Annotated in this window: 15 protein-coding genes; 13 read left to right on the forward strand and 2 right to left on the reverse strand. The window is 36.7% G+C overall.

The features are described from left to right. Nucleotides 1–351: 351 nt before the first annotated feature. Nucleotides 352–1,122, reverse strand: coding sequence for an energy transducer TonB (locus tag ACFIML_RS03380; protein WP_375606475.1), 771 nt, complete (start codon nt 1,120–1,122; stop codon nt 352–354). Between the two features lie 243 nt (nt 1,123–1,365). Between ACFIML_RS03380 and ACFIML_RS03385 the strand changes: the two genes are divergently transcribed. The 5 genes from ACFIML_RS03385 to ACFIML_RS03405 all read left to right on the forward strand — a co-directional run bounded on the left by ACFIML_RS03385 (nt 1,366) and on the right by ACFIML_RS03405 (nt 7,666). Further along, nucleotides 1,366–3,543 (forward strand): TonB-dependent hemoglobin/transferrin/lactoferrin family receptor, encoded by a 2,178-nt coding sequence (locus tag ACFIML_RS03385; RefSeq protein ID WP_375610142.1) that lies wholly within the window; start codon nt 1,366–1,368, stop codon nt 3,541–3,543. Between the two features lie 263 nt (nt 3,544–3,806). Continuing rightward, a complete protein-coding gene (locus tag ACFIML_RS03390) occupies nt 3,807–4,850 on the forward strand; it encodes a hemin-degrading factor (RefSeq protein WP_375606314.1) in 1,044 nt (347 codons plus the stop codon). A 13-nt stretch (nt 4,851–4,863) separates the two neighbouring features. After that, nucleotides 4,864–5,766, forward strand: coding sequence for a hemin ABC transporter substrate-binding protein (locus tag ACFIML_RS03395; RefSeq protein WP_375606315.1), 903 nt, complete (start codon nt 4,864–4,866; stop codon nt 5,764–5,766). Between the two features lie 5 nt (nt 5,767–5,771). Beyond that, nucleotides 5,772–6,869 (forward strand): FecCD family ABC transporter permease, encoded by a 1,098-nt coding sequence (locus ACFIML_RS03400; protein WP_375606316.1) that lies wholly within the window; start codon nt 5,772–5,774, stop codon nt 6,867–6,869. Beyond that, complete coding sequence (locus ACFIML_RS03405) at nt 6,866–7,666, forward strand: heme ABC transporter ATP-binding protein (protein ID WP_375606317.1); 801 nt, start codon at nt 6,866–6,868, stop codon at nt 7,664–7,666. The genes ACFIML_RS03400 and ACFIML_RS03405 overlap by 4 nt, the downstream gene beginning before the upstream one ends. A 1,144-nt stretch (nt 7,667–8,810) precedes the next feature. Here ACFIML_RS03405 and ACFIML_RS03410 read toward each other — a convergent pair. Next, nucleotides 8,811–9,785: a phage tail protein gene (locus ACFIML_RS03410; RefSeq protein ID WP_375687365.1), complete on the reverse strand. Its 975-nt coding sequence runs from the start codon at nt 9,783–9,785 to the stop codon at nt 8,811–8,813. 1,866 nt (nt 9,786–11,651) lie between these two features. Between ACFIML_RS03410 and thiC the strand changes: the two genes are divergently transcribed. From thiC to pepN, 8 genes are all read left to right on the forward strand, one after another. Further along, nucleotides 11,652–13,487 carry a phosphomethylpyrimidine synthase ThiC gene (thiC, locus tag ACFIML_RS03415; protein WP_375687367.1) on the forward strand — a complete coding sequence of 612 codons (1,836 nt, stop codon included), beginning with the start codon at nt 11,652–11,654 and terminating at the stop codon, nt 13,485–13,487. Further along, nucleotides 13,484–14,434 carry an FAD-dependent oxidoreductase gene (locus tag ACFIML_RS03420; RefSeq protein WP_375606320.1) on the forward strand — a complete coding sequence of 317 codons (951 nt, stop codon included), beginning with the start codon at nt 13,484–13,486 and terminating at the stop codon, nt 14,432–14,434. Before thiC ends, ACFIML_RS03420 begins: the two co-directional genes overlap by 4 nt. Nucleotides 14,435–14,437: 3 nt before the next feature. Beyond that, entirely contained in the window at nt 14,438–14,635 is a 198-nt protein-coding gene (thiS, locus tag ACFIML_RS03425) for a sulfur carrier protein ThiS (RefSeq protein WP_375606321.1), read from the forward strand. 2 nt (nt 14,636–14,637) lie between these two features. Beyond that, nucleotides 14,638–15,411, forward strand: coding sequence for a thiazole synthase (locus ACFIML_RS03430; RefSeq protein WP_375606322.1), 774 nt, complete (start codon nt 14,638–14,640; stop codon nt 15,409–15,411). Continuing rightward, nucleotides 15,408–16,013 (forward strand): thiamine phosphate synthase, encoded by a 606-nt coding sequence (locus ACFIML_RS03435; RefSeq protein WP_375610135.1) that lies wholly within the window; start codon nt 15,408–15,410, stop codon nt 16,011–16,013. The genes ACFIML_RS03430 and ACFIML_RS03435 overlap by 4 nt, the downstream gene beginning before the upstream one ends. Continuing rightward, nucleotides 16,004–16,762: a hydroxymethylpyrimidine/phosphomethylpyrimidine kinase gene (locus ACFIML_RS03440; protein ID WP_375606476.1), complete on the forward strand. Its 759-nt coding sequence runs from the start codon at nt 16,004–16,006 to the stop codon at nt 16,760–16,762. Before ACFIML_RS03435 ends, ACFIML_RS03440 begins: the two co-directional genes overlap by 10 nt. 446 nt (nt 16,763–17,208) lie before the next feature. Then, nucleotides 17,209–18,048, forward strand: coding sequence for a uracil-DNA glycosylase family protein (locus ACFIML_RS03445; protein ID WP_375606324.1), 840 nt, complete (start codon nt 17,209–17,211; stop codon nt 18,046–18,048). Between the two features lie 73 nt (nt 18,049–18,121). Further along, the gene (pepN, locus tag ACFIML_RS03450; protein WP_375606325.1) at nt 18,122–20,752 is read left to right on the forward strand and encodes an aminopeptidase N; all 2,631 of its coding nucleotides are present in this window, start codon (nt 18,122–18,124) and stop codon (nt 20,750–20,752) included. The last annotated feature ends 10 nt before the right edge of the window (nt 20,753–20,762 follow it).

Consider the following 20,762-nt stretch of genomic DNA (forward strand, 5'->3'; position numbering starts at 1 on the left):
GTTTCTAAGTCCATTTCACAACGGTGTATCTGAAAAGTACTTACGAAAATCTTCTCACGAATGGTATAAAAATCGATTAGACCTTTAATTAATAAAAGCTATAGCTCTATCATCCCTTAACTCCCAATGTTGCAAAAGCCCTTTCATTTAGAGCACTCATAAGAAGTATGTTCACTGCTTTTTAGAAGTTTTTTGTCCATGCTCCTCCTCAACTTGTATCATAAGTAAGCGGATGGTTTTGATTGATTCAACATCAAAAAAATTCGAATAAATTATATTTTAACTTTCATCAAAATTATAAACAATCATTATAAATCAATATATTATAAGAAAATCGCCCCGTATAAAAAATCAGCTAAATATTAGGGATACTCTAATTGTTTTATTCACTTTTGATGGTGGTGGTGGTGGAAAAGAACCAACGCGTCGAAGGGCTGCCATCGCTAATCGATCAAGTTCTGGATCTCCAGCAGAAACAACGACACGACTAGAAAAAATACTCCCCTGCTCATGCACCATAAATTCTAACTTCACCGTTCCTTTTGTACGATTGGTGCGCTGTCCCACAATATAATTTTTTTGCCTTTCTAATTGTGACTGTACCTTTGCTAACCACTCCATTAACAACATATCTTCAAGCCCTGCTGTACCGCCGCCCTTGTTGATGGAAGAAGAACGTACCGCCTTTGCATTGGAGCGCTTTACTACTGCCTTTGGCATCGGTATTGTTTTTTTGATAAACGCTTTATGCTCCACTTTTTGAGGTAGGGGTTCTTCCAAAGGCTTTAAATCATCTTGTTCTACTATATGCTGAGGTTCTTCCGATTGAACTTCATCCACGGATTCCAATCCTTCTGACTCCTGCTCTAGGAGATCAGACTGTAATACTTCTTGCTCTGTATTAATATCCAACTCTCTATGAATATCTGGCAAGTCTGTATCAACATCCGGATATACAGTTTCTTGCACAAAAGTCAGCATAATCTCCGACGAGAGCAAGCCATTACTGATACCAGTACTTTGAAAATAAAACTGTGCTGCCAATAATACATGCAAAAAGAAAGCCCCAATAAATGCACCAATCCAAAGAATTAATAATTGTTTCGTATTTGCAAAATTCATCGTTTTTTCTGCCACTATTTTAAGCTTAATATTGGTGTTCAATCTCATTAAAACAAGCTATTTTGAAATTGCAACTTTTTTCTTGACTGATTTTGTCATGTTTAATATGGTCTTCTAATGATTTTGTGCTGTTGTCAAAATCATTCCTACTTGGCTGGCAAGTTTTAATTAGTGAGTCCAGCCTTTTTGTATTAAAAAAATTTCAAAACAGAGAGGGGATGTTTAAAAGGGTTATGATGTGTTATGCAAATAAGACGAAAAAATATCTATAAAAGCTGTGTAATTTTAAGTGCATTATCGGTTTGTATACCTTCATTTGTTTTTGCACAAAATAAAGATGGAAGTGCTGTCACTGAACTCAAACCAATCCTTATTAAAGGAAAAAAAATAGAAGATGCTTCAAATTCAATAACCATTCTGACTGATCGTAAGACCAACAAGAATATTGATGAAAGACAAATAACTGATGTTTATGATGTGAGTCGTCTTAATCCTTCCGTATCCTATAACTCAGAAAATAACAGTTTCGTTATTCGGGGTTTAGATGCAAACCGTGTTCTTACGACAATGGATGGTATTTCTCTTCCATGGTTTAATGATATATTCCGTGGTGGAGGTGGAAACACAACTTTTGATTTCAATGCTCTTTCTACGTTTGATACTATTCAAGGATCAGATTCTAGTCTTTATGGTTCTGGCGCCTTAGGGGGAATCATTGCGTTGCGTACCCTTGATCCTGAAGACCTGATCGTGGAAGAAAAGAATTGGGGAAGCCTTATAAAAGGTGGTTATAATTCTGTTGATAACAGCTGGCGCATCGATCAAGCTTTTGCTGTGCGTAATTACCGGACATTTTTACTTTTTCAAGGATCTTATGTAGAAGGTCATGAGCGCAAAAATATGGGAACAGTAGAAGGGTATGAGGAACGCACGCGCAAAAACCCTTCTCACTTTGATAAAAATAACTTACTTTTTAAAATTCATCAATATTTGAGTGATAATCACCGCCTTGGTTTTACCGCAGAGCGTTTTGGTCATAAGAGTAACACACATGAATTAAATTCGTCTAAAAGATACGCTCCAGGTTCCGTTTATGAGCAGGATAATAAACTTCGTGAGCGCTTTTCTCTTTCTTATAATTATAATGGTAATGGTGATGCAGTTCTTGATGCGTTTAATGGGCAGCTTTATTGGCAAAGGCAATCAAGTCGTTACGTTATGACAGGCGTTCGTGTTTCAGCCCCCAAAGGGGATTATTTGAGAGATAATTTCTTGCGTAATATCAATTATGGTTTCAATGCTGATGCCCTTAAAAAAGTGGATTTTGGCACTATAAACCATACGTTAAAGTTTGTAATGAATGTTTCGTCATCTAAATTTCATCACTATTTGTTAGGTAAAGACAATTGTCATATAAAAGAATACGCTCGAGGATGTCTTTTTGTTCCTGCTAATCGATCAGATTCGCCAGACACAAATGGTTACAATTTAGGTTTTGTTTTTGAAGATGAAATTGGGTTGGTTGATGATCGTTTTCGTGTAACACCGGGAATCCGGTATGATTGGTACAAATATGTTCCTCAGAAAACACCTTCTTATGAGAAAGCTCTGATTTCTGATAAATTCCCTCCAGAAAGAAGTGGTTCACGCTTTTCTCCTAAATTACGCGTGGAGTGGGATGTTCGTAATCAAGTAACGCTCTATGCTCAGTGGGCACAGGCTTTTCGTGCACCACGTATTTCAGAACTTTACGTCTCTTATATCAAACCTTCTGCTTATTACGTGAAAGGGAATCCTGATCTTCAACCAGAAACAAGCAATGGGTATGATGTTGGTTTACGGTATGGAAATGTAAATTTCGGTGGTTCCTTCAATGCCTTTTTTAATCAATATAAGAATTTCATAGATACTGAGGATAGAGGGCCATCAGAGGAATTTAGATTTGCGCGTCGGCATTATATGAATCGTTTTCACGTGCAAATTTTTGGTGTTGAGACAAAAGCCCATTTAGTTCTTAAAAACGGTTTTCATAGCAATGTTGCTCTTGCTTATTCACAAGGAAAAGATCTTGATAAAAAGGAGTATCTTAACTCAATTCCTCCTTTGAAAGCAATTATCGGATTAGGATATGCAAAAGAGGTTTGGGGAAGCGATATTATCCTTACTTTGGCAGCTAAACGTGATAAAGTAGCCGGAGAATCTGATTACCAAAAAATTCCAGGATATCATGTCGTTGATATGACAGGGTGGTGGAAACCATTCGGTGAAACAGGACCTATTCTAAGAGCCGGTGTTTATAATCTTTTCAATACAAAATATTGGAATGTATCTGAACTTCCTTCAGGTAAAAGTTCAACACCAAAAGACTATTATAGCCAGCCTGGTCGTAACTTTAAGGTGTCGTTTGTACAAAAGTTTTAGTCACTTCTGTTAATTATTCGGTCAATAAAATCATATTGATAAAAGGATTAATTATTGTGTTTCTATTTTCAACATCTTTAAAATTACAAAGATTTGGTAGAAAAGTTTTAATTCTTTCTGTTTTATCGTTTTTTGATTGCTCAGCTGTTGGCGATAGAGTGTTATTTTGTGATAGATTGAACTCTTAAAAGAATTTAATTTATTGCCTTGGAATTGTAAAATTTGAAAGTTAGTTTTTGAGTTAAGTAGCATAAGGTAAATTCATGGCACATACAGCTGAAATGATTCTTCGTTTGCGTGAAGAAAAAAAAGAAATGCGAAACCGCGATTTTGCGGTTTCGATTGGTATATCTGAAGCGGAGCTTATTGCGGCTTATTGTACCATTGGAAAAGCAAAAAGGCTACAAACTGATGTTGCTACTCTCTTGGAAAATGCACCTCGACTTGGAACCGTCATGGTCTTAACTCGCAATGAATATGCTGTTCACGAAATAACGGGACGCTTTGAAAAAATTGTTCAAAACGAACATATTCCTATCACACTTGGTGAAATTGATTTGCGTATTTTTACAAAACAATGGAAGTTCGGTTTTGAATATGATGTCGTTATTCTTGGAAAACCTACAAAAAGTCTGCAATTCTTTGATCAACATGGCGTTGCTATCTTAAAGGTCTATTCTAAAGATATGACAAATATGGAAGAGTGGAATAAACTTGTTGAAAAGCTCCTTCTTGAAGATCAGTCTCCTGTTCTTAACATTCTTCCCGTTTCTCTCCCAGCCCAGTGTGACATAACAGAATTGGATATTGAGAGTTTTCGGGACCGTTGGCGGAAAATGACAGATGTACACCAACTTCACAAAATTATTTCCGAATTTAAAATTAATCGACATCATGCTGTAAAATATGTTGGTAATGAATTTGCCGATGAATTACAGGTAAATGCTGTTGAAATAATGCTTAACCAAGTCGCACAACAAGAACTGCCAATCATGTGTTTTGTTGGGAATAAAGGGTGTATTCAAATTTTTAGTGGGACTGTAAAAAATATTAAGCAAATGGGACCTTGGCTTAATGTTCTTGATCCAAGATTTGACCTTCATTTACTCACGTCTGGGATTTCTAGTGTATGGCATGTTCGCAAACCTACCCGTGATGGTTATGTCAGTTCACTTGAAGTTTTCGATAAAGATGATGAGATGGTTATTCAATTTTTTGGCGTACGCAAAGAGGGTCAAAAAGAACGTGAAGATTGGCGTTCTTTATTGAATAGTTTGCCATCATGCCAAGAAAACAGCAGTAACTAAGATAAGGTTAGACATGTTCATATCTCTTTTACATAGGTTATCAAACCTTTTTCTTATGTGTTTACTGCTCTCTCTTACTTGTTTTTCTAAACAAGTGATTGCTGAACCTGCAACGCGTTTTCCTGAAAATGCTCGAATTGTTTCTATCGGCGGAGCACTTACAGAAATTGTCTATGCATTGGGAGCCCAAGATCAACTTGTCGCCCGTGATAGTACAAGCGTCTACCCACAAGAAGCGCTCAAGCTTCCTGTGCTAGGATATATGCGTGCTCTTTCACCTGAGGGGGTTTTATCACTTGCTCCAGAGGGTATATTGCTTGTTGAAGGAAGTGGTCCCGCTTCAACAATTGATATTCTCAAAAAAACATCGATACCTCTGGTGATCATACCAGAAGACTACTCCCGTGAAAATGTGATAGAAAAGATTCGCCTCGTTGGTCAAGCCATTCATCGGGAAGTGCAAGCCGCAGCGTTAATTGAGAAATTGAAGCGTAATTTTTTAGACAACGATGCGCTTTTGGCGAAAGTAACAACACCAAAGCGTGTTCTTTTTGTTTTCTCTGTGCAAAATGGACGCGTCATGGCATCTGGAACAGGTACTGCAGCTGATAGTATGATCAAACTTTCAGGCGCTATCAATGCTATCACCGATTATAAAGGATATAAACTTCTCAACGGCGAAGCATTATTGAAATCAGATCCTGATGTTATTTTGCTTGTAAAACATGGTGCAAGATCAACCAGCATTGATAAGATTTTAGCCATACCGGCAATTCAAGCAACAACTGCAGCGAAAAATCATGCCATAAAACAGATGGATGCTATGTATTTTTTGGGATTTGGTCCACGTACTGCAGACGCATCAAGAGAGCTTATTGAGATACTTTATGGTGCACATCAAAACGGTAAGAGCTGATAAAAATGGTAGACGGTACATCCAGGATGCATTTACCTAAAGAAAAAGAAGGTAAAAAAATAAACCGTTCAAAGCAGGGGAAGATTTTATTATTAAGCTTAATAATATTCCTTATTTTAAGTATTTTTGGTGGGCTCTTGAATGGTGCAGCAAAGGTTTCTTTCGTTGATCTCCTCCATGTGATGCTTACACAAGATTTTTCGGTAAGTAGTAAAACGCGTGATTACCTCGTGCTCATCGACATAAGGCTTCCCCGTGTTATCTTGGGATTATTGATTGGAGCAGCTTTAGCTGTCTCCGGTGTTCTTATGCAAGGGCTTTTTCGTAATCCTCTTGCAGATCCCGGAATTGTAGGTGTATCAGCAGGTGCTGGACTTGGAGCAGTCTTAGCAATTGTTGTCGGCATTGCTTTTCCTGTTTCATTTGCACCTTTTCTAGAGCCTTATAAAGTTATCATAGGTGCTTTTTTTGGTGGACTTTTATCAACGATTATTCTCTACATAATAGCAACACATAACAGCTTTACCTCTATTGCAACCATGCTGCTTGCTGGTATTGCTCTTGGTGCATTAAGTAGTGCTGTTGTCGGAACATTGATTTTTGTCGCAAATGACCAACAACTGCGTGATATCACTTTTTGGAGTCTGGGCTCTCTTGCGGGCGCTACATGGTTGAAAGTATGGCTCGTTCTCCCTTTTATCGTTATTGGTCTTCTTTTCTCTCCCTTTTTATCACGAGCACTTAATGCCCTTGCTCTTGGAGAAGCTGTTGCTGGCCATATTGGTTTCCATATTCAACGCGTCAAAAATATTTCTATTCCCCTTGTTGCTCTTATGTGTGGTAGTGCTGTTGCTGTCAGTGGTGGTATTGGTTTTATTGGTATTATTGTTCCTCATATTTTACGTCAGCTCATAGGTCCTGATCATCGCTATCTCATTCCTTGCTCTGCTCTCTTGGGAGCAGCATTACTTATTTTTGCTGATATGTTTGCACGCTTAATTGTTGCCCCCGCAGAATTGCCGATTGGGATTGTAACAGCACTTTTTGGTGCACCTTTCTTTCTATGGATCCTTATATGCAAACGAGGAACAGACTTTTCATGATTGAAGCGACAAATATTTGTGTTCAGCGCGGAAAAAAACAGATTCTTAAACACATTAATCTTCAAGCTAAAAGTGGTGCTTTTACCATTATTATTGGCCCTAATGGATCAGGAAAAAGTACTTTTATCAAAGCTCTGAGTGGTGAAATTCCTTACAGTGGAAAAATAACTTTAAATGGTTATAATGTATGCCAAACAAAAACTCATGTAATGGCAAAAATGCGCGCTGTACTACCACAATCAACAACGCTCGTATTTCCGTTCTTAGTCCATGAAGTTGTAGGGCTTGGCCTTTCTGTAAACCAATTTAGCACTGCCAAAGCCGAATTGCAAAATCTTATCCAGAAAGCTTTAGATCGCGTTGACCTTTCTGATTATGGTAACCTATATTATCACCAATTATCAGGTGGAGAACAAGCGCGCGTACAACTTGCTCGTGTTCTTTGCCAAATCTGGAAACCTGTTCATAATGAGGTTCCTCGCTGGATGATATTAGATGAACCTATTGCTAGCCTCGATATTCAACATCAAATCATCGTTATGGATATTGCTAAACAATTTGCTCATTCTGGTGGCGGCGTTCTCGCTGTTCTTCATGATCTCAATCTTGCAGCACATTATGCAGATAGCATGATCTTGCTAAAAGAAGGAGAGATTTATTGCGAAGGAAATGCGACTAATGTTTTGACAACACAAAATCTCCGCGATGTTTATCATTGTTCCTTAAACGTTTCTGAATTACCTAAAGAAGATATCCCATTTATACTCCCTCAAACAGCATCCTCTTATGAGATTTAGATCCTAAAGCAGTCAGCTTCAATCTAAAAATTAATGTACCTAGCACAATAAAGTACGCAAATATTCAAGATTCTATTTTATTTTTAATGAACTCCTTTCTATCATCTAACGTCTTCCGCTCGCATCAAAGATATTTTTGGAAAAGACTATCTGTTTAAAATCTTTCAAGATTTTACGTACTAAAAATATTTGAGATTTTGTTTTGCTATCATACTTTTATATAATGCAAGTTTATACGACATAAATATGTATTTTCCTCGCTATTTCTATCACTCTTGTCTTTAATAAAAATGATCCAGAAATACATACAAATACCTTTGTCATAATAATTACATGGATTATTTATATTTTCTAGGGACTAGATAAAAATTAAGTACCTCTTAACAATCTGTAAAAGATTTATTTGTTGCTTTAACGGCGTTATTTTTTCTCATAACATATATGCTTTTTCTTTATCTTTTTTTATATTGATTCTTTATCTATCTCTGTAGTCAATAAAAACATTAAATATAATCATATTTTTATTTTTCTTCCTCTATTAGAAAAATTGTTTATTGGTACATCAAAAGAATTAAACTATTGAATAAAATATTTAAAATAAATTCAATAACGCTTCTTGTCGTCCCCTTAACGCAAAAACAATGCGTAATATAGAGATGAAAAGAAAGTATAACGATAATTTCACTCAAGGAGTATACAATTTACAAATATAACCTACATCATAGCATTGCAAAGAAATAAAATTGATAAAGAGATGAGAAATCTCTTTATGAGATCAATTCGCTGATACAAAGATATACTGTTTTTGTAATAAAACGCTACAAATGTTGCACTTTTTCATGCCTCAGATTGAGTAATTGTATCACTTTAGCCCCTATCAAAACACCTGATGAAAAGATATATCTCCAGATCATTTAATGGCAAATTTAAAATAATTTTTACATATTTTCTCTTCATAATCATACAATTATAATAAATTATATCCTTAACTCTTCCCTCCAATCATTTAAAATTATTTTTTAACTCTCTCAAGTATTGTATAAAGAGTATAGATTTCCTCTTCACATACATAAAAAATAACGCGGAATTGCTCCGCGTTAACAAAATTATCAAAGTGTATAGATTATTTATGAGCAGATCATACTCATGATTTTATAGCATAGACAACAGTTGCATTAACAGGGCGCGTTTCTGCCTCACCCGTATGGGAAAGAGTGATCTTGTGTGTATGTGCACCAGCAGAAGCTGTTGTCCCTTTCAGGGTCGCATTATAGGTATAATGATTTGGTAGCCTTCCAATATCACCAACGGGCCATCCTACTGTTTTATACTCAAAACTGTGTGCATGCTCGCCTGCTTCTTCAATGGTCCCAATATGCGTATGCGATCTTATGCTATCTTGTTGTTTATCTGCAAATTTTCTACCACCATCTAAACCACGGCCATCATCAAAGCCGCGTAAAAACATACCTCTAAAATCAGGAACTTTAAAAGTTCCATAGCTGTTTTTCCCCCATTTATCACCTATTGCCTTGAATAACTGCGGATAATCCTCACACTTATAGGACTTACCATCACATAAAAGCCAACCATTTGGCACACTTTGCATAGCAAATGTTGCAATGAATCCAGCAGGAAAATTTTCTATTTTTGGTGGTGTAGGATTTAATAAATACCACCCTTCATGCTCTTTTATTAAAACACCATTATTATATACCATTTCATAAATGCCACCTCTTTGCAGCTCTCCCCCTTCTAAGGGGATAACCCCCACATCAGTGGCTTTATAGATAAGCTTTTCTCCTATATTATTAACAGTTATTGTCGTCGTGCCAATATTTGTGCCACGAGCTTTAAAACGTATGATGATATCATTGTTGTATTTCTTTATTGGTGAAACTGTCTTTAAGGTAATTAATGTTGTTTTATCTTCCGCATTTACCATAAAGCTTGAGTCAATAGATCCACCATTATCTGCAAGATATTCTCGTACGCGCTGCATCATCGCCCGTGCACTATCATTAACAGAACTAGGCGGCTGTCCTTCTGCCCAATTAATGATACTATCTGAATAAGCATTTTCATCAGCCTTTAGAGACCAATCGTAAATATTAGACATTTTAAACCCCCATTATTTTCATAGTTTTTCTAACAACTTCTCGTTCTGTGCACTAAAATGTGCTGCCGCTGTTGATTGATACATCATAACCACTGCACCATCCTTATTTACGCATTTTATCTCTCTTCACTCCTTCCAATTTTATAACCTAAATTCACCAGACGCTTTTCATAACATTAGTATGAATACTTTCTCTTCTAATGTATAATGTAACCACCTCATCTGATGTTACTTAATATCTTGTTTTGTTGTTTTGCTGTTGTTATATAATTATTTTTTAAATCTTGCATCTTGTTGCAAAATTTATAAATATTATTCAAATTTTTCCTTATTATGGATTTCATATAACCATTACTGAATGTAATAACTTATCATCCACATAGAAAGTTTCTGACTTAAACATTATCTTTTTTTATTTTTTTTCAATAGTTTAAATCTATCTCGTCGATATTTTATACCATATATTTTAAACAAAGAAATTCTATCTTTTGGCTATCATTTGTATTAAAACTTTAAAAATTAGCTTCAAATTTTTTACATGCTTCATTATCTTTTTATTCACACGCAGATACTTTGTTCTATTTTATTCAATTTATTTCTGAAATTGTGTCACAAGATTAGCACCAATGTTTTTTTGAATAAGCTTTTATTCAATCTAAATGTATCATAGAAAATATATTCAATATGGACACTTGCTCCACACTTTCATTAAACTGGAAATAAAATACTTTGAAATATCAAATATCACACACCTTCACAAAATTTGAAGGTTGTATCCGATCCGGAAAAAATTAAAAAGCATAACCTAGCCCCTCCCCCAATCTTTATGAACAATATCCTTGTTTTTTAAACGCCCCATAACCAACTTTCCCCCTCCCACACTTAGCACATCTCCCTCTATATACTATTATATGTATATGTTTTTTGCAAGAGCAATAAATCATTCTAAACAACATCTTGCAATTATTGGTGTTCTTCTTAATTCAAGACAATATTATTTTTAATAATAAAGATTAGGTATTGTTTCCCGCTTTTGTTTATCGCATTCTTAATGGAAACATCCCCCTCATGAAGAATAGAATACCCCAAACAAAATATAATGATATTGCATATTACGCACTTTTTAAGAAATATTGCTCAAAATATACTCCTTTCATTTTACGACAGCGCACGTCAATGATACAATAGCAAGCCATTATAGATCATCAGCTTTAAGCTTTTGAGGATACAAGTGGAATCCATCATACATTTTGTTGGCCTCCACTTTTTGACAGCCTCACATCTTAGAATATTCATTAAATGACATTTGGCTTCCTTTCTTCAAGTGTTTTGCCCCATACGCTCCCACTTATGACGTGCAAGGAAGTGTTTTTATATGAAAAGATATATGATGAGAGAATCTTATGGTATTCTGAGTTATTATTTTAATATGAAAAAAATCTCAATCAGAGCCATAAACTATCTACTTTTTCTCTGATAATCCGCTTTTAACTTTATTCTGGTTTATAAAAGCTTCAATATCATAGTTTATCACTTCATAATATTTATTTTCACTCTTAAAAACACACCAAAATCGTTTAAAATATATTTTTATGATTGACAATATAGATATTTAAGCCAACCATATTCGTATTAACAAAAATACTTTAAGTGGGAGGAGGCATGCAAATATTAGAATAGATATTGTATCAGTTTTTCAAAATAACTTTTCTTGAGCTGTATTGGGTTTTCTTTGCTACAAAGCAATACTTACCCCTATTCATCCGAATGCTCGTGATTGATAATTTGAATACATCTCCATTAACATCGTAACTCCATTAACATCGCAACCTATTTTTGAACTCCGTGTCTATAAGGAAAAAGTTTGTGCAGAAAAATACTCCATCAATTAGTTGTAACCCCTTTCCCGCTTCACGCAAAATTTATCAACAGAGCCTTCTCTTTTCTGATGTGCGCGTACCATTGCGTGAAATTTCACTGGCTGATGGCAGTGGTGAAAAACCTTTAAACGTCTACGATACTTCTGGCCCCTACACAGATAAAGATATGATCATTGATATTACAAAAGGCCTTCCAGCAATTAGCTTGCCTTGGCTCTCTAAACGGGATGATACTGAAACTTATCCTGCACGATTAGTTAAACCTGAAGATAATGGATTGACTTCTGATAAAAACCTTACACCAGCCTTTAAGCAAAAACGTTCTGTTTTACGAGCAAAAAATGGCAAAGCAATTACACAAATGGCTTACGCACGCGCAGGCATTATTACCGAAGAAATGGAATATGTGGCTATACGAGAAAATGAAGGATTAGCAGTAGAAGAGCGGCAAAATGTACCATCAAATGAAACATTTTCTGGATCAATACCTGAAACTTATACTGCGGAATTTGTTCGCAATGAAATTGCTTGTGGACGCGCCATTATTCCACAAAACATTAATCATCCAGAGTGCGAACCTATGATTATTGGACGTAATTTTCGTGTTAAAATTAATGCCAATATTGGAAATTCAGCAGTAACTTCATCTATGGAAGAAGAAGTTGATAAAATGGTTTGGGCCATTCGCTGGGGAGCAGATACAGTTATGGATCTTTCTACAGGACGAAATATTCACAATATTCGTGAATGGATTATCCGAAATTCTCCTGTGCCCATCGGAACAGTTCCTCTTTATCAAGCACTCGAAAAAGTGCAGGGTATTGCCGAAAACTTAACATGGGATATTTTTCGTGATACCCTTATTGAGCAAGCAGAACAAGGTGTTGATTATTTTACCATTCATGCAGGATTAAGACTACCTTTTATCCCTTTGACCGTTGATCGGGTAACAGGTATTGTTTCACGAGGTGGTTCTATTATGGCAAAATGGTGTTTGCATCATCATAAAGAAAGTTTTCTCTATGAACATTTTGATGAAATTTGTGATATTGCACGCACGTATGACATCTCTCTTTCATTGGGGGATGGATTGCGCCCTGGCTCTATTGCCGATGCCAATGACGAGGCCCAATTTGCAGAGCTTAAAACCTTGGGAGAATTGACAAAAGTTGCTTGGAAAAAAGATGTACAAGTTATGATTGAAGGCCCTGGGCATGTCCCAATGCACAAAATTAAAGAAAATATGGAGCAACAATTAGATCTTTGTCATGAGGCGCCTTTTTATACTTTAGGACCTCTTACAACGGACATTGCTCCGGGTTATGATCATATTACATCAGCAATTGGTGCCGCTATGATTGGATGGTTTGGAACTGCTATGTTGTGTTATGTAACACCTAAAGAACACCTAGGACTCCCCGATAGGAATGACGTAAAAACTGGTGTGATTACTTATAAAATTGCTGCTCATGCCGCAGACCTTGCCAAAGGTTTGCCGAGAGCACAATTGCGCGATAATGCTCTTTCGCGTGCACGATTTGATTTTAGATGGCATGATCAATTTAACCTTTCTCTTGATCCAGAAACAGCCTGTGCCTTTCATGATGAGACAATGCCTAAAGATGCCCATAAATTGGTGCATTTTTGTTCCATGTGTGGACCAAAATTCTGTTCTATGCGTATTTCCCATGATATTCGTGATGCTGCAGCACTCAAAAAAACAAAAGGTGAAGGTATGATTGCTATGGCTGAAAAATATCAAGAAAGTGGTGATCTTTATATGGAAATTGTTCCTCCTCAAAAAAAGAAAGTAAACAGTTGAAGAACATTCTTATCAAAGGTGCAGGTGTAGGCGGCTTAACAGTTGCCTTTATGTTACAGCAAAAAGGTGCTTCTGTTACTGTATCAGCCCCCCCTCATTCACCTATAGGAAGTGCTAGTTGGTATGCAGGAGGAATGCTCGCACCTTACTGTGAAAGAGAAAATGCGGAACAGATTGTTGAAGATCTTGGTGTACAAGCTATACAATGGTGGCGTAAAACGCTCCCCAACCTTGTCATACAAAAAGGCACTTTAGTAGTTGCACCTACACGAGATAGAGGAGAGCTTGAACGATTTTTTATGCGTACGCATAATCACAAAACCATAGATAATACAGAAATAGCTCATCTTGAACCAGATCTTGCGGAACGTTTTAACTGTGCACTCTTTTATGAAAATGAAGCCCATATTGATCCTCGCAAAGCACTTATGGCTTTAAAAGAAAAGCTTCTCAACAATGGAGCCTGTTTTGTTGATGTAGAGAAGGCTGAAAAAAATTTTGATATTGTTATTGATGCGACAGGAATAGGACGTTTAGGAAAAGATAAAAATATACGGGGTGTACGTGGTGAAATGCTACTCTTGCGGAGTACAGAAATTAAAATTTCCCGCCCAATTCGTCTTCTTCATCCACGATTTCCACTTTATGTTGTTCCACGACAGAATGATATTTTCATGATTGGCGCAACGATGATTGAAAGTGACTTTGATGGTGCAATCTCTGTAAGATCAATGATGGAATTGCTCAACGCGGCCTATACATTGCACCCTGCTTTTGCCGAAGCAGAAATTGTTGAATCCGGCATTGGTATTCGTCCAGCTTATCCTGATAACTTCCCTTCTGTATGCAAATATGGTAACCATATCTCTATTAATGGATTTTATAGACATGGTTTTCTTTTGTCTCCAGAAATGGCAAAACGAGCAGTGAAATTGGCATTGGAATAAAGCATGCAAATATTTGTTAATGGTGAAACACTTCAAACAGAAGCTCCTTTTCTTAGTCTCTTGCTTGTGGAATTGGGGTATGAAGGAAATTGGCTAGCAACTGCTGTTAATGCTGAAGTTGTTCCTGTAGATGCGCGAGACCAATTTATTTTGCATGAAGGAGATAAAGTGGAAATTTTAAGCCCAATGCAAGGTGGTTAATTATGTTGAATCTTTATGGACGACAATTCACCTCTCGTCTTATGTTAGGTACAGCGCAATATCCTTCTCCTGTCATCCTTCGTGATGCTATTCATAAATCCAATACAGAAATTGTAACCGTTTCATTACGTCGAGAAAGCGCAGGTGGAAAACAAGGAGGGCAGTTTTGGCAATTTCTTCAAGATCTTGGGGTAACAGTGCTTCCTAATACTGCTGGTTGTTATACTGTTAAAGAGGCCGTAACCACAGCGCAATTAGCAAGAGATCTTTTTAAAACAGCTTGGATTAAACTCGAAATTATCGGTAATTCAGACACCTTACAGCCAAATATTTTTTCCTTAATCGAAGCTGCTCAAATTTTAAACAATGAAGGTTTCAAAATTTTTGCCTATACAACGGATGATCTCATTGTTGCTGAAAAACTTTTCGACATTGGTTGCCGTGTTATTATGCCTTGGTGTGCTCCTATTGGTTCTGCCAAAGGACCTCATAATACTGATGGATTGCGTTCTATCCGTGCTTACCTTCCTGATGCTACTCTTGTTATTGATGCCGGCATTGGACGCCCATCCCATGCCGCCATTGCGATGGAACTAGGTTATGATGCAGTACTGCTTAATACCGCAGTTGCTAAAGCAGCTGATCCTGTTTTGATGGCTGAGGCCTTTTCCAAAGCTATTCAGGCAGGGCGTATGGGGTATAAAGCTGGCATGATCGAAGCACGCAATGTAGCAGTCCCTTCAACACCAATCATTGGAAAAGCGGTATTTTCATGAAACTGGATCCTTTTTACCTCATCGTTGATAACGCTGATTGGATTGAACGTTTGCTTCCTCTTGGTATCAAGCTCGTACAATTGCGTATGAAACATGAAAATCAACAAATAATCCGTCAACATATTAAGCGTGCAAAAAACATATGCAATAAATTGGGAACACAATTAATTATTAATGATCATTGGGAAATAGCAATTGATGAAAAGTGTAATTTTATTCATCTGGGACAAGAAGACCTGAGCAATGCTGATCTTCACGCAATTCGTAAAAGTGGTATAAAAGTTGGTCTTAGTACACATGATGAACATGAATTGGATATCGCACTCTCTGCTAATCCTGAGTATATTGCACTTGGTCCTATTTATCCGACAATCTTAAAAAAAATGAAATGGATGCCACAAGGACTAGAGAAAATCAAACAATGGAGAAAACGGATTGGTGCTTTACCTTTAGTGGGTATTGGTGGGTTAACACCAGAACGTGCAGTTAGTGTTTTAAATGCAGGAGCAAATAGTGCTGCTGTTGTGACTGATATTATCCTCCATAAAAAACCTGAAGAGCGTGTACAGCAGTGGATAAAAGTGACACAAACATGGCGTTGATACCTTCCATTCTTATTGTTGCAGGCACTGATCCAACAGGAGGTGCCGGTATTGTTCGTGATATAGAAACCTCTGCACATTTTCAAATAAAAGCAAATTTAGCAATTACTTGTGTTAACGTACAAGATGATAATCGCGTTGTCGAAATCATTCCAATGTGTGGAGACCTCGTCGCTGCGCAAATGCGTGCTGCTCTAGAAGCAAATCCAATAAGCGCAATAAAAATTGGTATGACGGGGACAAAAGCAATTATAGCAGCAATCTGTAACGTACTCAAAGACTATCCCCATGTTCCAGTTGTTTTGGACCCTGTACTTGTCGCTTCATCAGGAGGAAAACTAATAACAGAAACAATCATCGACACTATGATCGATAAACTGCTTCCTCATGTTGATCTTTTAACACCGAATAGAGAAGAACTCGCTCTTCTTAGCCAAAGTCCATTGGCATCTAATGATAAGCAAGCAATACAACAAGCAAAAAAACTTTTGTCATTGGGAGCTCGCTCTATCTTAGTAAAAGGCGGACATGCGGAGGGTCCTCTTGCAATTGATAGCTTCATTGACAAAATTGAAGTCATCAATATTTCTACTCCACGTTTAAAAGGAACAATGCGTGGAACAGGTTGCATTCTATCAAGCGCTATTGCAGCGCATTTGGCACTCAATGAACCTCTCATTTCAGCTGTAAAAAAAGCAAAAGAATATATCCACACATTGCTTTTAACCCATTGTGAAAACTGTTTGTAACGTCTTAGTGTTTTCTCATATAAAAGTAATAATTATATATTTCAATTAATATATTTAATTTATTTAATAAAAGCTATTAAATAAATATAATAATAAAAAATTATACTTAATTTTTTAAATAAAATACTACAAAATTCACTTTCACTAAGTATTAAATATAGAATATAATGATAAAAAATATTATCACGCCACTTGCATTCAGTAAAAAATTCTTTTATTATGAGTGAGTTTATTTTGTTTAAAAAGTTGAAATAGCGCAATTTAAACAAATTATACATTTAAAGATGCATATAATCGCGAAAACTCGCATTTTACGATTTGCCTTTTTTGTGAAAAGAGAGAATCCTATCAGCATTCTTATACATTAATGGCTAGCGAATACGTTTATAAAACTTGAAGGATAATTTTGTTTGATCTATAGTGCCTAGATCATTAGAAAAAGTAAAATGTTAAATCAAACGCCGTACTCGATTTCCTATGAAGAACTCTTAAACTTTTATAAAGAAAGTGGTGCGGATGCCGTTCTGACAGACTTCCCTATTGATCGTTTTAAGCAGTCTGCTTGTTCAGAGAGAAAATTAACGCCTGTTGTTAACATTTCTGGTAATCAACAAACATCTGCCAAAACATCTCCAAGCGTAAAATTAGATAATCATCCACTGTATAATTCTAGTCCTATACAAAACGAATCCGCTGCTATAGAGAGTGCAAAAAGTGCAAAGACACTTGATGAATTAAAATCTGCCCTCCTTGCATTTAATGGCTGTTCACTAAAATTGACAGCAAAAAATACCTGTTTTTCAGATGGAACAGCAGGAAGTCCCCTAATGCTCATAGGTGAAGCACCAGGACGAGAAGAGGATATACAAGGAATTCCTTTTGTGGGAAAAGCAGGGGTGTTACTTAATAAAATTCTCGCATCAATTGGCTTAGCAAGAAATAATGTTTACATTGCCAACACTATTCCTTGGCGTCCACCAGGAAATCGTACACCAACACCAAGAGAAGTTGCCTTGTGCCGCCCTTTTATTGAACGGCACATTTATTTAGCACGTCCTCGTGTTCTTATAGCACTGGGAGGCGTTGCTGCACAATTTCTTACTGGATCTCAAAATGGGATTATCCGAACAAGAGGGAAATGGCATATCTATGAAAGCGAAGATAATATAAAAATACCTGTTATGCCAACTTTTCATCCAGCTTACCTTCTTAGAACCCCTAGTCAAAAGAAGCTTACATGGATAGACTTCTTAGAAGTAAAAAATCGCCTCGACAGCCTTTTGTAATTCTTTAATCCTATCTTGCTTCTAAAATTAAAACACCCTTCTTTAACTCTTAAAATACTAATGGGAAAAAACTATGAAACAGCCAATAACATCTATTTATCGTTTGGAAGATTACCAACCAACTCCTTACGCTATCCCTAAAACACACCTTTCTTTCCAATTGGCACCAACAAAAACCTATGTTACAGCCATATTGTTTATTGAGCCCCGTCACGATACAAAAGAATTAACACCTCTCGTTCTTTCTGGTGATGATCTTACTTTAATTTCCGTTTCTATTAATGATGAGATATTAGCCCCAAACACTTATAGAGTGACGCCTTCACGTTTAGAGATTACAACGCCACCAACGGCTCCTTTTACATTAAAATTGGTTACGGAACTGAATCCTGAAAGCAACCGCCAACTTATGGGGCTTTATCTTTCAAATGGTGTTTATTGCTCACAATGCGAATCGGAAGGTTTTCGTCGTATCACTTATTTTTACGACCGCCCAGATGTTCTTTCTACCTATAGAGTAAAAATTGAAGCAGATTCCAAAACAATCCCAATCTTGCTTTCAAACGGTAATCTCGTGGGAACAGGAACTTTAGAGAATAATCGTCATTTTGCTATTTGGGAAGATCCTTATCCCAAGCCATCTTATCTCTTTGCTTTAGTAGGTGGAGATCTTGATAAGTTAGAAGACCATTTTACAACTGTATCTGGACGACGTATCGAGCTTGGTATCTATGTAGAAAAAGGAAAAACCGAACGCGCAACCTATGCAATGGATGCTCTTAAACGTTCCATGCGTTGGGATGAACAATGTTTCGGACGCGAATATGATCTTGATGTTTTCAATATTGTTGCTGTGTCCGACTTTAACATGGGAGCAATGGAAAACAAAGGCCTTAACGTTTTTAATGATAAATATGTTCTTGTCGATCCTGAAACAGCAACCGATCAGGATTATAGAAATGTTGAACGTGTCATTGCCCATGAATATTTCCATAATTGGAGCGGTAATCGTGTTACCTGTCGCGATTGGTTTCAACTCTGTTTAAAAGAAGGATTCACTGTTTATCGTGATCAGGAATTTTCATCAGATCAAAATATACGCAGCCTACAGCGAATTGAAAATGTAAAAGCATTAAAAGCGACGCAATTTACAGAAGACGCAGGACCTCTTGCGCATCCTGTACGTCCTCGTCAATATAGCCAAATTAATAATTTTTACACCACAACTGTTTATGAAAAAGGTGCTGAAGTTGTTCGCATGATACGAACTATTTTAGGTCCTACTCTGTTTCGTAAAGGCACTGATCTTTATTTTCAACGTCATGATGGACAAGCTTGTACAATTGAAGATTTTATTACCTGTTTTGCTGAAGTATCTGGTCAAGACTTCTCCCAATTCATGTTGTGGTACGAACAAGCAGGAACACCCAATGTAGAAATCGATAGTCATTATAGCGATGGTGTTTTAACAATTCATACAAAGCAACATATTCCCGCAACCCCACAACAAAAAACAAAAAAGCCCATGCTTATCCCTATCGCATTTGGCTTATTAGGACCTAACGGAGAAACCCTCGCTTATGAAGCGGATACAGATATTCAATCAGACGTTATGCTTTTATCCAAGGAAAGCCAAACGTTTACATTAAAAGGACTGCGTGAAAAACCCGTTTTATCACTGCTGCGAGACTTTTCTGCACCAATCATTCTACACACGCCATTTAATGAAAGTGAACTTATTTTTCTTGCACAACATGATGACAATCACCTTAATCGCTGGCAATCTCTTAATCATTTAATGACGCAAGCTTTGCTTCAAAGCATTCAAGATAAAACACAAGCAGCAAAAGAAACAATCTCCTCTGCTTTGCTAAACCTGATTGAAACAATCATAACAGATGAAACCTTAGAGCCTGAATTTCGTGCCTTCTGTTTAAATTTACCTAGTGAAGTTGAGCTTGCTCATACAATCGGTAAAAATATTGATCCAGATCGTATTCATTACGTGCGCAATCAGTTTCTCGCTTCACTTGCACAAACACATCAAAAACTCTTAACAAAATTTTATGAACAAATGCAAACCCAAGAACCCTATTCACCAGACACTGTACAAGCCGGAAAGCGAGCATTCAAGAACATACTATTGGATTATCTTTCCATTTCTGAGAACAATCCAAATCGTGCGGCGACACAGTATGCAACAGCTGATAATATGACTGACCGAATGGCGAGTATTGCTGTTCTCGTGAAGCGTTTTAACGAAAGTGAGCAGGCACAAAATGCCTTAAATGATTTTGAAAACCGCTATCGACATGACCCTTTGGTTATGGATAAATGGTTTTCTATTCAAGCAATGGTTGCTGGCACATCAACACTCGAAAATGTTCAAAAGCTCATGCAACACCCGCTATTTTCAAAGGATAATCCTAATCGTGTACGATCTCTGATCGGTATCTTTGCCTCTAACAACCTAACAGGCTTTAACAGAGTTGATGGTGCCTCCTATGATTTTCTTTGCCAAATCATTTTAGAAATTGACAAAAAAAATCCACAGCTTGCTTCACGATTATTAACAACTTTGCGCTCTTGGCGACAATTAGAACCCATTCGGCAACAAAAACTTGAAACGGCATTAAAAACGATTGCTGCCGCACCAAAATTATCAAGCGATGTTTCTGATATCATCAATCGTCTACTCACTTGAAACAAAAAAA

The organism is Bartonella sp. AC62GZZY (assembly GCF_042196525.1).
GTDB lineage: Bacteria > Pseudomonadota > Alphaproteobacteria > Rhizobiales > Rhizobiaceae > Bartonella.

Bases quoted from the DNA above. Each gene is read 5' to 3' on its own strand.
- ACFIML_RS03380 (WP_375606475.1), bottom strand. From the start codon at position 1,122: ATGAATTTTGCAAATACGAAACAATTATTAATTCTTTGGATTGGTGCA.
- ACFIML_RS03385 (WP_375610142.1), top strand. From the start codon at position 1,366: ATGCAAATAAGACGAAAAAATATCTATAAAAGCTGTGTAATTTTAAGT.
- ACFIML_RS03390 (WP_375606314.1), top strand. From the start codon at position 3,807: ATGGCACATACAGCTGAAATGATTCTTCGTTTGCGTGAAGAAAAAAAA.
- ACFIML_RS03395 (WP_375606315.1), top strand. From the start codon at position 4,864: ATGTTCATATCTCTTTTACATAGGTTATCAAACCTTTTTCTTATGTGT.
- ACFIML_RS03400 (WP_375606316.1), top strand. From the start codon at position 5,772: ATGGTAGACGGTACATCCAGGATGCATTTACCTAAAGAAAAAGAAGGT.
- ACFIML_RS03405 (WP_375606317.1), top strand. From the start codon at position 6,866: ATGATTGAAGCGACAAATATTTGTGTTCAGCGCGGAAAAAAACAGATT.
- ACFIML_RS03410 (WP_375687365.1), bottom strand. From the start codon at position 9,785: ATGTCTAATATTTACGATTGGTCTCTAAAGGCTGATGAAAATGCTTAT.
- thiS (WP_375606321.1), top strand. From the start codon at position 14,438: ATGCAAATATTTGTTAATGGTGAAACACTTCAAACAGAAGCTCCTTTT.
- ACFIML_RS03430 (WP_375606322.1), top strand. From the start codon at position 14,638: ATGTTGAATCTTTATGGACGACAATTCACCTCTCGTCTTATGTTAGGT.
- ACFIML_RS03435 (WP_375610135.1), top strand. From the start codon at position 15,408: ATGAAACTGGATCCTTTTTACCTCATCGTTGATAACGCTGATTGGATT.
- ACFIML_RS03440 (WP_375606476.1), top strand. From the start codon at position 16,004: ATGGCGTTGATACCTTCCATTCTTATTGTTGCAGGCACTGATCCAACA.
- ACFIML_RS03445 (WP_375606324.1), top strand. From the start codon at position 17,209: ATGTTAAATCAAACGCCGTACTCGATTTCCTATGAAGAACTCTTAAAC.
- pepN (WP_375606325.1), top strand. From the start codon at position 18,122: ATGAAACAGCCAATAACATCTATTTATCGTTTGGAAGATTACCAACCA.